Below are 12,780 nucleotides of genomic sequence, written 5' to 3' on the forward strand. Positions count from 1 at the left end.
CCCGATTCCCGGGCGGGACAATCAAGGGATGCGAATGTAAACAACTGCAACTTTAGTGATATTTTCATGAGGAAAATTGCTTGATATAATGGGTACTGCCGGAGAACACAGTATATTTGGAGGTATCATCGATGGACGAACATATGAAACGCCGGTTGGACAAGCAGCGCAAGCTATTCAGCCAGCTCGGCATCACCCTTGACGCATTGACGATTCACGAGAAGGAATTCAGCATGAAGCTTCGGGGCTACGACGCGGAGGAAGTGGATACTTTTCTGGACAACGTCATCAAAGACTACGAGCGTTTTTACGCAACCATTGCCGATCTGATGGATAAATGGCAGGAACAGCAAGAAGAACTTCAAGCGGCAAAAGCGGAGATGAAAACCGCGGCGGCCCCGACATTCACCATCCGCGGCATTGATCCGAATCTGGTGGAAGAGGTCATCGGAAAGCTGGAGAGCAACATCCGGGAATTGAAGGAGAAGCTCCCTAAAAACGAAGGATACCTGTAATTCCGAATCACCGGACATCATTTCAATGAAAAGCCGGATGGAGGGAACGCCCTTGCCTGTCAAGCACGCCCGGGGGATGAAGATCCGCGGCAAAATCGCGCTTGGTTATGTGTTAATACTCCTGATGCTGGGACTATTCTTAATGATCGTCTCCAGCCGGATTACCGATCTTGAGCAAGAAACGGTATATTTAAGCACCCACGACATGCAGGTTCATGAGCTTTCGTACCAAATCGAAAAAAACGTGCTCGATATGGAGACCGGCCAGCGCGGGTACGCCCTGACCGGCACTGAGGACTATTTAAAGCCTTATAATGACGGGCTGGTCGGCTGGCGGATCAATTCCGCAAAATTAAAAGAGCTGATTGCCGACAATCCGGAGCAGATGCGGAATCTAAACAATATCCTGGCCAGTATCGAGGATTGGATTGATAAGGCGGGAGAGCCGGTCATCGAAATGAAGCGCGGCGGGCAAGATGAGGCGCTGAGCACTTTTTTTCTTACCGACGACGCCGGGAAATCCATCGTCGATCTCATTCGCTCGCAGTCCGACTACTTTCGCAGCAACGAGCGCATGTTGACCGCGGAGCGCATTGCCGATCTGAAGGACAGCAATCATAAGCTGCTGGTTACGATTTACATATTGTGGGGCCTAGTCGCATTGCTGGCCGCACTGATCGTCTCGCTGCTCTCCGGCAGCATCGTCAAGCCCCTGCGCAGCGTCATTGAGGCCATCGGTTCAATTGCCGGAGGCGGCAACCTGTCCCAGCGGATTACCGTCAAATCGCAGGACGAAACCTATGATCTCGCCATGGCGACCAACAGGCTGCTGGAGACGGTGCAGCAGGAGCAGTGGGGCAGCGAGCAGATCAGCCTGATGTCGATGTCTCTTCAGGAGCAATCAAACGATTTGGCCGGGCTGTGCCGCACATTTGTAAACAAGCTGGCCCTGATCCTCGAGGTTCAATACAGCGTGATATACGTGCTGGACGGCGACGATCAGTACAAGCGGATCTACTCCTATGCGGGCAGCGAGGAGCGGGAGGTTCACATGGGCGCCGAGCGGATTGCTTCCGGCGAAGGGTTGCTGGGACAATGTGCCGTCGACAAACGTATCCGGATTCTTGAGGATTTGCCGGCAGACTACATCAGCATCAATTCCGGTCTCGGACGAACGGCGCCGCGCTATATTGCAATTACGCCGATCTTGTTCGAGAACAAGACGGTTGCCGTGCTTGAAGCCGCGTCGCTGACGAAATGGTCCCCGTTTCACATGAAAATGCTGACGGAGCTGCTTACGATGATGGGCGTTACCCTCAATTCGGTGACGACGCGTATGGAGATCCAGAAGCTGTACGGTGAATCCCAGGCCATGAACGAGGAGCTGCAGGTCCAGTCGGAGGAGCTTCAAGTCCAATCGGAAGAGCTGCAAGGTTATACCAAGGAGCTTTTAACGTTGAACCAGGCGCTGAAGGAGCAAAAAACAGCGGTCGAAAAAACGGCTGTCGAGCTGGAACGTTACAATGATGAGCTGGAACTCAGCTCGCGTTATAAATCGGAGTTCCTGGCCAATATGTCGCATGAGCTGCGGACGCCGCTGAACAGCATGCTGATTCTGTCTCAACTGCTTTCCGAGAACCGCAATGGAACGCTGAACGAAGAAGAACTGAGCTATGCTTCGGTCATCAATTCTTCGGGCAGCGAGCTCCTTTCGATGATCAACGACATCCTTGATTTGTCCAAGGTCGAAGCCGGAAAAATGCAGGTGGAGATGGATGCGGTGAATTTAACCGAGCTTCCATCGATGCTTAGGGGCTATTTTGACCAAACAGCGGAGCAGAAGCAGCTTGATTTTAAAATTAGGCTGGAAGACAACGTGCCGGATCTTTTCTACAGCGATGAAATGAGACTGCATCAGATACTGCGCAATCTGCTGTCCAATAGCTTCAAATTTACCGAACAAGGCGAAGTCGAAGTGGTCATCCGCCGCCTTGAGCATTATGAGGATAAGGATTACGCGCCTGAAGGGCCGGTGCTGGCCTTTGCGGTCCGGGACAGCGGGATCGGCGTCTCCGAGCAAAACCGCGAGCTGATCTTCGAAGCGTTCCGCCAGGCGGACGGATCAACCGCACGGAAATTCGGCGGCACCGGCCTGGGCTTATCCATCTCCTTACAGCTCGCCAAGCTGCTTAGCGGTCATATTACACTTGAGAGCAGCGTCGGCTACGGCAGCACGTTTACCTTATACCTGCCTTGCTGGGAAGAGATTCCCGAGCTTGAAGAGGCAGAAGGGGAGCATGGAGATGTGACGGAACCTCAGGCGGAATGGCTTGGGTGGCAAGAAGCAGCTGCTGCAGAAGAGAAACTGACTTCGATCAGCGCCGGAGATGTTTTACACGGTAAAACCGTACTGATTGTCGATGATGACCTGCGCAATATTTTCGCATTGCAAAAAGGGCTCGAGCCTTACGGGATGAACATCCTAACCGCGCAGAACGGTTACGAATGCCTCCAGATTCTCAGGGTGCAGCCCGGTATCGATATTATTTTGCTGGACATTATGATGCCGGACCTGGATGGCTATGACACCCTGTCAATTGTCCGCGAGGAGCTGCAAATGACGGAACTTCCGATTATCGCAATCTCTGCCAAGACGATGAAGGAAGAACGGGAGCGATGTCTGACCGTAGGGGCAAGCGACTTTATCAGCAAGCCGGTGAACCTGGAGGAGGTCGTCAACCGGATGTGCTGGTGGCTGGTCCATGGTGCAGATTCGTAATATCATCTGCTGCGAAAATAATTTTCATTGACGGATGGTTAAAGCTGTTTTATGATAAGCACATAAATGATCATTTATATCGAATGGCGTGTTACCGCGAGGGCATGAGCCAGGAATTGTCTAATATATGCAGACAATTCTTGGCTCTTTTTGGTTTGAATGGGGCATTATGAACATAAGGGAAAGGAGAGGACAGTTTGCCGCGCGAACTCGGGCAATTTCAAGTAATGAGAGTCATCGGAAATAACGTGGTCATGGCCCACGGCGGAAAAAACGATAAAGAGTATGTCATTATTGGCAAGGGCATCGGCTTCGGGATGAAAGATGGGAGCCTGATCGAAGGCAGTGACCGTCGAATCGAGAAGCTGTTCCGGTTGGAAGACAAGGACGAATGGAGCCAGGTGCAGATTTTGCTGGAAGATATCGATCCGAAAGTCATGAAGATCACCGATGAGATCATCGGAGACATTACCCGTGAATTTCCCGGCAAGCTGAACGATAAGATCTATCTGGCCCTGCCGAGCCACATCCAATTTACGGTCTACCGGCTGCGCAGCGGCATGGATATTATCAATCCTTTCCTGCAAGAAACCAAGTTAACGTTTCCGAAGGAATATGAGATCGCTTTCAAGGCGGCGGAGAAAATCAGCGCCGGCTTTAACGTCGACATCCCGGAAGACGAGGTTGGTTTTCTGACCTATCATGTCTATTCGGCAGTAAGCAATGTGCCGGTCGGGCAGTTGGTCAAGGCGTCGAATATGGTCAGCGAGCTGCTGGATATGATCCGCGTGGAACGGGATGTGACGTTTGAACGGGGAAGCATGAATCATGTACGGCTGATGATCCACCTGCGCTTTACGCTGGAGCGGATTCTGCAAGGCTCCTTCATTGATAATCCGTTTGTGAAACATATCAAAAAGGAATATAAGGAAGAATACCAATTGGCCCAAAAACTGGGCAAGGTGATGGAAACCGCGCTTCAAACCGAGGTCCCTGAAGAAGAGCTGTGCTTTATGGCCATGCATTTGCACCGGCTGTTTCAAACCCCGAAGACGGAAAAATAGCAGCTTGAGAGGAGGACGGGGAGTGTTTTCCAAATGGAAGTCCCGCAAAAATGATCGGCTCGGCAATGAAGCCGGCCCACAAATTGAAATTAAAGCACCGCTTACCGGCCGCTGCATTCCTTTAACGGAGGTGCCGGACGCCATGTTCGCCGGCGGCCAAATGGGAAGCGGCACCGCGATCCTGCCGGACGAAGGCCGGCTGCTCGCCCCGTTTGACGGGAAGGTCGCGCATATCGTAAAAACCGGCCATGCGCTGATTCTTGAACATCCTTCGGGTCTTCAGCTGCTGCTACATCTGGGGATCGATACGGTCAGCCTGAAAGGCGAGGGTTTTAACCCTCGCGTCTCCGCAGGAGATGTCGTCAGCGCCGGCCAAATATTGATTGAGTTCGATCTGGACGTCATTCGCACAGCCGGACTGAGCATCGCATCGCCGGTCATTGTTACCGGCGGAGAAACCGAGTTCACGGTAACCGAATGTCATTACGGTCCGGTGCGCGCAGGTGAGCACCCGATCTTACAAGCGGCTTTAAAGCAATAATCACATAAAACGCATTACCCATTTTAGAACCCGAAAGGATGAGTTATTGATGCTGGCTTTTTTGCAAAAACTAGGCAAGTCGTTGATGCTTCCGGTGGCTACGCTTCCGGCGGCGGCGATTCTGCAAGGCATCGCTCTTGTTAACTATGAAAAGGATTTGCATCTGGGAAGTACGGTCGGCGGCTTCCTGAACGATTATGTCTCCCCGTTCCTCAATGCTGGCGCAGGGGCTATCTTTGGCAACCTTGCGTTGATCTTCGCGATCGGGGTCGCCATCGGTTTTGCCGGAGACGCGGTTGCGGCATTGTCGGCACTGATTTCCTACGAAGTGTTGATCAAGGTTCTGGCTATCGTTCCGGCCCAGTTCTCATTTATCGGCGACGACGTCAAGCTCGACATGAGCGTGCTCGGCGGTATTTTTGCAGGCGCATGGGCGGCCTACCTGTATAAACGCTATCATAATATCAAATTGCCGGATTGGCTCGGTTTCTTCTCCGGCAAACGGTTCGTACCGATTATTACCGCAGTATCCACGATGATCCTTGCTGTACTCATCGGCATGATCTGGAGCCCGATCCAAGACGTTATCAGCGATTTCGGCAACTGGATTGTCGGACTCGGCGCCATCGGTGCTTTCTTCTTCGGTCTGGCAAACCGCTTGCTTATTCCGTTTGGCCTGCATCACGTAATCAACTCCATCGCCTGGTTCCAGCTCGGCGACTTCACCAATGCCGCCGGTGATGTGGTACATGGCGACTTGACCCGTTACTTCGCGGGAGATAAATCGGCAGGGATGTTTATGGCCGGCTTCTTCCCGATCATGATGTTCGCCCTCCCGGGCGCGGCGCTAGCCTTCATTCACACCGCTAAGCCGGAAAAACGCAAGCTGGTCGCTTCGATCTTTATCGGTTCGGCAATCGCTTCGTTCCTGACAGGGATTACAGAGCCGCTTGAATTCTCCTTTATGTTCGTTGCGCCGCTTCTATACGGGGTGCATGCAGTGCTCACCGGTTTGGCCATGGCATTGTTCTATGTGCTTGACGTGAAGCTAGGGTTCGGGTTTTCGGCGGGGTTAATCGACTACCTGCTGGGCCTGAAGCTATCGACGAATGCCTGGATGCTGATTCCGGTCGGTATAGTCGCTTTTGCGCTCTATTACTTCCTGTTCCGGTTTATCATCTTGAAATTCAACCTCAAGACGCCGGGCCGCGAGGACGATATCGACGATGAAATTGTGGATCTGCCTGCCGGCGGAACGGCGGCATCGGGTTCGTCCAGAGCTGCCAAAATCCTGGAGAACATCGGCGGTCCGGAGAACATCACCAACATCGATGCCTGCATCACCCGTTTGCGGCTGACCGTAAAGGATGAGAAGGCGGTTAAGGATTCCGCGCTCAAGCAGCTTGGCGCATCCGGCGTGATGCGGCTTGGCCAAGGCGCTGTGCAGGTAGTGTTCGGACCGCAGTCCGAGCAAATCAAGGATGAAATCAAAAAACTAATGTAACAGCTTCGCATTCGGGAAGCAGGGGCCAAATGTCATTTTGGTCCTTGCTTCTTTGATTATTTTTCAGACGAAAGGAGAGAGCGTATTGTCATTGCTCATTAAACGAAGGATTGTTCGGGAAATAGAAGGAGGGGAGCCAGGCAGAAAGTTGACGTATGCGGAATTTGAAACGGCGCTGATTCAAAAACGCAATCAGATGATGGCCTATATCATATTGTTCATCTCTTTGGTGGCAACGGTATTTTTATTTCTGGAGGGCTGGCGCACGGGTTTGATTACCGCCGGGGCGTGCCTTGTACTGAACGGGCTTCTTTTCATCGCAGTTAAAAAGAAAATCGGTGTGCTGGCGATGCCTTATGCCATAGCGATTCTGTCGGCGCTGCTGATGATTTATGTAAATGGGGTTCAGCCGGATTTAATCTCCTTGATCAGCTTCGCCATTCTGCTTCTGTTATACCCTACATACGGGCCGCTGCTCTTGTATAGCATTCTTTGCGTAGCCCAATTGAATTACTTTATTCTGAACCCGGTAGATAACGGATTTCCTCCTTATGAAGCAGGCGACAATCTCAAGATGCTGATCCCGCTGGTCATCCTGTTTATCTTGTCCAATATATCCCGGCAGCTGATCCGCGGTTCGTTTGACCGGAGCACCGAATCCGAGCAATCCAAACAGGAGCTGGAGCATTTACTGTCGGAGATGGGGGATTCGATCCGGAAAATGAGCAAATTTAACCGCAGCCTGCAAAATGACGTGCAGATCACCGGTGCGATTACCGGCGAACTTGCGCAGTCTTTTGCCGAAATGGCCCGGGGCATCGAGAGCCAGGCCTCCAGCGTCAATGATATTTCCGGCGCGCTCGGGGGAGCCAATACGGCGATACGAACCGTGGCTTCCAACTCTGTAACGATGCTGGAACTGAGTAGCGCCACGGCGGATTCCATCCACCGCGGCAACGAGCAGGTCGTCAGCTTGGCGGCCGGCATCGGCGACCTTAGCTCCATGATGGCCGGGATCGGCGAAGCGATGGAGGAGCTGAATGAGCAAAACCGCACGATCGGCGACATTGTCGGAACGATTCAATCCATCGCTTCGGAGACGAATCTGCTCGCCTTGAATGCGGCTATTGAAGCGGCCCGCGCAGGAGAGCATGGACGCGGTTTTGCCGTCGTATCCGCTCAGGTGCGGAAGCTGGCGGAGAACTCCCACCGCTCGGCAGGCGAGATCGAGCAGCGTCTCGGTCGGCTGCGGCTTAAAGTGCAGGAGGTTACAGGCCTGATGGAACAAGGCCAAGGGATGATCGCGGCCAGCGAATCGACGGTAAAACATTCGGAGCTGGTCTTCCGTGAACTGGCGGATATCGCCGACAAGGTGGTTGAACAGGCCCGGGAGGTAGAAGAAAAAACGCTGGAGGTCCAATCCTCCTCGGACGTCATTATCGCAGAGGTGGAGACCATATCGGCGGTTACCGAGCAATCCAGCGCCGCTACGCAGGAAATTCTGGCAGGCGTGGAAGAACAGCGCATACTGGTAAACGACGTCGTTTCCGGTTTCGGCAAGCTGGATGAATTGATCGGTGGCCTGGAAACGCTCGCTGCAGCGAAGGCCAAAACGGAGTAGATAAAAGGGGCTGTCTCGAAGCCGTGAAACGGCTGCCGGAACGGCCCCTTTTTTCGTGTTCTTTTTAGTGACGCTCAAGCAGCAGAAATCCGCTGATGCTGGACGTTTTTTGCCGGTGTACAATCCGGAAGCCGACGTCGTTATCGCGCAGGCAAGCCAGGGCTATACTTAGCAGGGCACCTGGCCGTAAGTCTTGCCGGCAAGGCGAAGCATTGCCGATGATCCGTACCGAGACGATGCGGCGCGCCGAGCCGGGAACCAGCGGGTTCCGGCTCCAGGTGATGAGAACGAGATCAGGTTGACGGGTAGCCAAGTCGATCCACCTCTTTTTCTGCAAAATATTGGTGCTCAATAGAATATTATGTTTGCAGGCAAAGGATGGTATGGTTACTGCGGCAAAAATAGGGAAGGGGGTTAAATATCCTCTTGTGTTATCGACAATACCGAGTATAATACTTGGTGTATAGCGAATCAGGTGCCGGCGTATTGCCCTAGCGAAGCAAATTCAGGGGCGGTGCATCCGGATCGTATTTTCCCTGTTCTTCAACTGTAAATGAATCGACAAAAAGCAGCCTCATCTTAAGAGAAGGGCTGCTTTTATTTTGAGGGGAGATGGTTCATATCAGCCGCTCGCGCCGACTTCGATCCACTCTGTCGACCATGCGCCGATCTCGCCCAGAATGGGAGCCAGCGCCCGGCCTTTGTCAGTGAGGGAATATTCGATGCGAACGGGAATTTCCGGGTAAACGGTACGTTGGATGATCCCCTCGGTCTCCATTTCTTTCAGCCGGTCGGACAATACTTTGCCGCTCAAATTGGACAGGCAGCTTTCGATTTCGCCGAAGCGGCGCGGCCCCTGCATCAGCACGAAAACGATAAGCGCGACCCAGCGTTTGCTGAGCAGATCCACCGCTTTCTCAAAACGCGGACACATTTCGAAAGATTTCATGTTGATCACCCCTGCATTCATTATATCATAAACTTACGAAAAGTTATTATAAATATTTAAATATATGTTATAACTTGACGAGATTATATTACAATGATAAACTTACTTACAAATAGTTACTTAACACTTATACCGAACTTTCACTTCTGAAACAAAGGAAGGTGCAACAATGATTAAACCGGACATACTATCGATATTGAAGAATAAGATTCAGTGGATCCAGGCGGATGATGCCGCAAACATATTGGTTGGACCGATTACGTTGCCTGTGAATTTGGACGGGGAGACCGTCACGTTTCAATGGTACAGCTGGCTGAAAGCAGACGATGAGGATTTGCGTGATGGCGACAGTCCTGAAGCGACAGAGCGGTTGATTTCCCGCCTGTCTTCGCTGAAGCTGGCGGATGCCCAGCAATCCAGCGTGCTTGTGTACGGGGATTTTGCGGAGTCGCCGGATGCGCTGATCCGGATGCACAGCATTTGCCACACCGGCGATATTTTCGGCAGCAAACGCTGCGATTGCGGCTTCCAGCTGCGTACCTCGATGAAAATGATCGCGCAGCACGGCTCGGGCGCACTCTTTTATCTGGCCAATCACGAGGGACGAGGCATCGGCTTGTTCAGTAAAGCGATGGCTTATCTGCTCCAGGAAGCGGGCTACGACACCGTTGAAGCGAATTTGGAGCTTGGTTTTGCGGACGATTCCCGTGATTACAAGGACGCGATCAGCGTGCTGAAGCAGCTGCGCAGCAAGCCGGTAACGTTGATCACCAACAATCCGAAGAAGCTGGAGGCGTTGCGTGCCGCAGGTATGAATACCGGCAAACGGGTTCCGCTCTGGGGCGACGTATCGGTCTTCAATGAAAAATATTTACGGACCAAGGTCTCCCGATCGGGACATTTGGAAGCGGCAGGCGGCTCTGATTTTTTTGAAGGCCGGGTCGCCAAATAAGGGCCCATCCTTTATAATGGGATACTGAGCCCAATTCTTTCAGGTTGCGAGGTATAATATGAATGCAATAGAAGTCAAGGACTTGCGTAAAACGTTCAAAGTCCAAAAAAACCGCGAGGGCCTCAAAGGGGCCTTCGCTGATTTGTTTAAACGGGAATATTCCGAGGTCACGGCGGTGAAGGATATTTCGTTCACCATCCCGCAAGGGGAAATCTGCGGCTACATCGGCGAGAACGGAGCGGGCAAGTCGACCACGATCAAGATGCTGACCGGTATCTTAGTGCCGACGGCCGGCAGCCTGACGGTTGGAGGCTATGTCCCTTATGTGGAGCGCGAACGGTTTGTGCAAAATATCGGCGTCGTCTTCGGCCAGCGCAGCCAGCTGTGGTGGGACATCGGCGTCATCGAATCGTTCCAGTTGCTGCGCAAGGTGTACCGCGTCTCCGAGCAGGATTTCAAGAAGCGGCTGGACGAACTGGTCGAGCGGCTGTCGCTGCAGGATCTCTTAAACCGTCCAGTGCGCAAGCTGAGCCTCGGCCAGCGGATGCGCTGCGAGCTGGTTGCGGCGCTGCTGCATAATCCGTCGATCCTGTTTCTGGACGAGCCGACGATCGGCCTCGACATTGTCGTGAAGTCGGAGATTCGCGAATTCCTCAAAGGCATGAACAGCGAGCACGGCACGACGATTCTGCTGACCACCCATGACCTGCAGGATATCGAGGCACTTTGTTCGCGCGTCATTATGCTGGACGACGGCCGGATCATCTATGACGGCGGTCTGGAAGAGCTGAAGCAGACATGGGGAACGGGGCGCGAGGTCGTGTTCCAATTCGGTTTTGCCACCAAGCTGGAGCAGCTTCAGGCATGGACGGAAGGAATGCCGGTAACGTGGACGGCGGAAAACGATTTAGGCGCCAAGGCCTGGATTCCGCTGGAAACGAATGTGTCGGATGTGCTGGGCCGCGTCGTCGGCAAAGCGGACATCACCGATATCAAAATCATCGAGACGAATACGGACGACATCGTTCGCAGCATTTACCAGTCCGGATCGGCCGAACGGCCGCAGGACCCACAGGAAGCCGCAGAGCCGGAGAAAGAGGCGGCGAATGTCTGAGAAAGAGCTTGCCGCAGTTCATGCCGGAGCGGGCGGACGCCGTCTGCTGCTGGGCGCTTATTTTGATTTCATCCGCATCCGCTTCCTGACCATGCTGGCTTACCGGATTAATTATTACTCGGGGATCCTGATCTACACGCTGAATATCGGGGTGAACTATTTCACCTGGAAAGCCATTTACGGCGGCGGGGATTCCATCGGCGGATTCTCCGGGGCGCAAATGACGACGTATGTGGCGGTATCCTGGATGGCGCGCGCCTTTTATTTCAATAATTTGGACCGCGAAATCTCGAACGATATCCGTGACGGCAGCATCTCGATCCAGTTTATCCGGCCGTATAACTATGTGCTTGTAAAAATGATGCAGGGGCTTGGCGAGGGTATGTTCCGCTTCATCATGCTGATGATCCCGGGAATGCTGGTCGCCATTTTGCTGTTTCCGGTGCATTTGCCGTCAGCACCGTCGGCCTGGATCGGATTTCTGACGATGCTGTTCTTCAGCTTCCTGATCAATTCCCAGCTGAACGTCATCACCGGGCTCTCGTCTTTCTTTGTGGAGAACAATGAAGGCGTGATGCGGATGAAGCGGGTACTTGTCGACTTATTCTCCGGTCTGATCGTTCCAATTACCCTGTTTCCGGATTGGCTGGCCGGCGTGCTGAAGGTGCTGCCGTTTCAAGCCATTACGTACCTGCCGGGCTCCGTCTTTACCGGACGGGTGCAGGGCGTAGGCATTTGGAACGTGCTCGGCGTGCAGGTGCTCTGGTTTGCCCTGCTGATGATTCCGATGTTGTGGATGTACCGGGCGGCACGCCGCCGGTTGTTCGTGCAGGGGGGCTGAGATCATGTACTATTTGGGTTTACTGTCGGAATATTTGAAAAATTATATGAAGACCCGTCTGACCTACCGGGCGGATTTCTGGGTCGAAGTCATCTCGGATCTGTTGTTCCAGGCGACGAACCTGATCTTTATCTTCGTCATCTTCATGCATACGAGCAGCCTTGGCGGCTGGAGCGAAAACGAGGTTGTGTTCGTCTATGGGTTCTTTATGGTTCCCTACGGGTTGTTCAGCTGTTTTGTGAACATGTGGGGATTCAGCGAGCGCTATATCGTCAAAGGCGAAATGGACCGGGTGCTGACCCGTCCGGCGCATAACCTGTTCCAGATTTTCCTGGAGAACGTTGATCCGCCTTCCCTGGTCGGTTCGATCATCGGGTTGATCATCATGGGGATCAGCGGATCCAATCTCGGATTGTCGATCGAATGGTGGAGCATCCCGATGCTGATCGTGTTTTCGGTCAGCGCGGTCGCGATCTATACCGGTATTTATACGACGCTGACTTCGCTGTCGTTTTATTCCGATGCGCCGACCGGCATATTGCCGCTGATGTTCAACATCCAGAACTATGGCCGGTATCCGGTCACGATCTATAATCGGCTGATTCAGGTGCTGCTAACCTGGGTGGCTCCGTTTGCCTTTGTCGGCATCTACCCGGCTTCGCTCTTTCTGGAGCGGGAAGAAATGCGGACCATGGCGCTTTTGACCCCGGTTATGGGAGCGGTGTTCCTAAGCATCGGCCTGATTACCTGGAATTACGGCGTCCGGAAGTATAAAGGCGCAGGTTCTTAAAGGAAAGGCAAGCAAGACTAAAGGAGCAGCGGGATGGAGTTCAGACTTCGTCCCGCTGTTTTTCTTTCCGTAGAGTGCCGAGCAGGAACCATCCATAGAAAAGCCGAAAA

12 protein-coding genes are annotated in these 12,780 nt (G+C 53.0%); 10 read left to right on the plus strand and 2 right to left on the minus strand.

Annotated features, from left to right (window positions below):
* Positions 1-131: 131 nt before the first annotated feature.
* The 6 genes from BMW84_RS03640 to BMW84_RS03665 all read left to right on the plus strand — a co-directional run bounded on the left by BMW84_RS03640 (position 132) and on the right by BMW84_RS03665 (position 8,024).
* A complete protein-coding gene (locus tag BMW84_RS03640; RefSeq protein ID WP_091064560.1) occupies positions 132-515 on the plus strand; it encodes a DivIVA domain-containing protein in 384 nt (127 codons plus the stop codon).
* 52 nt (positions 516-567) lie between these two features.
* The gene (locus tag BMW84_RS03645) at positions 568-3,294 is read left to right on the plus strand and encodes a CHASE3 domain-containing protein (RefSeq protein ID WP_175498660.1); all 2,727 of its coding nucleotides are present in this window, start codon (positions 568-570) and stop codon (positions 3,292-3,294) included.
* Positions 3,295-3,491: 197 nt separating this feature from the next.
* Complete coding sequence (locus tag BMW84_RS03650; protein ID WP_254772853.1) at positions 3,492-4,358, plus strand: PRD domain-containing protein; 867 nt, start codon at positions 3,492-3,494, stop codon at positions 4,356-4,358.
* 22 nt (positions 4,359-4,380) lie between these two features.
* Positions 4,381-4,899, plus strand: a complete 519-nt coding sequence (locus BMW84_RS03655) for a PTS sugar transporter subunit IIA (protein ID WP_091064566.1) — start codon at positions 4,381-4,383, stop codon at positions 4,897-4,899.
* Positions 4,900-4,948: 49 nt separating this feature from the next.
* Positions 4,949-6,403 (plus strand): N-acetylglucosamine-specific PTS transporter subunit IIBC, encoded by a 1,455-nt coding sequence (nagE, locus tag BMW84_RS03660; protein WP_091064567.1) that lies wholly within the window; start codon positions 4,949-4,951, stop codon positions 6,401-6,403.
* A gap of 148 nt (positions 6,404-6,551) precedes the next feature.
* Entirely contained in the window at positions 6,552-8,024 is a 1,473-nt protein-coding gene (locus tag BMW84_RS03665; RefSeq protein WP_091064570.1) for a methyl-accepting chemotaxis protein, read from the plus strand.
* A 64-nt stretch (positions 8,025-8,088) separates the two neighbouring features.
* On the opposite strand, the gene BMW84_RS03670 is transcribed toward BMW84_RS03665, so the two are convergent.
* Both BMW84_RS03670 and BMW84_RS03675 read right to left on the minus strand, forming a co-directional pair.
* Positions 8,089-8,337 (minus strand): hypothetical protein, encoded by a 249-nt coding sequence (locus BMW84_RS03670; protein WP_254772854.1) that lies wholly within the window; start codon positions 8,335-8,337, stop codon positions 8,089-8,091.
* Positions 8,338-8,646: 309 nt separating this feature from the next.
* On the minus strand, positions 8,647-8,973 hold the full coding sequence (locus BMW84_RS03675) for a winged helix-turn-helix transcriptional regulator (protein WP_091064571.1): 327 nt from the start codon (positions 8,971-8,973) through the stop codon (positions 8,647-8,649).
* Between the two features lie 169 nt (positions 8,974-9,142).
* Between BMW84_RS03675 and BMW84_RS03680 the strand changes: the two genes are divergently transcribed.
* Genes BMW84_RS03680 through BMW84_RS03695 form a run of 4 tightly spaced genes read left to right on the plus strand, consistent with a single transcriptional unit; the run spans position 9,143 to position 12,670 of the window.
* Positions 9,143-9,925, plus strand: coding sequence for a GTP cyclohydrolase II (locus tag BMW84_RS03680; protein WP_091064574.1), 783 nt, complete (start codon positions 9,143-9,145; stop codon positions 9,923-9,925).
* Between the two features lie 58 nt (positions 9,926-9,983).
* On the plus strand, positions 9,984-11,039 hold the full coding sequence (locus BMW84_RS03685) for an ABC transporter ATP-binding protein (protein ID WP_091064576.1): 1,056 nt from the start codon (positions 9,984-9,986) through the stop codon (positions 11,037-11,039).
* A gap of 46 nt (positions 11,040-11,085) precedes the next feature.
* Complete coding sequence (locus BMW84_RS03690) at positions 11,086-11,880, plus strand: ABC transporter permease (RefSeq protein WP_091068032.1); 795 nt, start codon at positions 11,086-11,088, stop codon at positions 11,878-11,880.
* A 1-nt stretch (position 11,881) separates the two neighbouring features.
* Positions 11,882-12,670: an ABC transporter permease gene (locus BMW84_RS03695; RefSeq protein WP_175498753.1), complete on the plus strand. Its 789-nt coding sequence runs from the start codon at positions 11,882-11,884 to the stop codon at positions 12,668-12,670.
* Positions 12,671-12,780 lie beyond the last annotated feature (110 nt).

Source organism: Paenibacillus sp. NFR01 (assembly GCF_900111565.1).
Lineage (GTDB): Bacteria > Bacillota > Bacilli > Paenibacillales > Paenibacillaceae > Paenibacillus_AQ.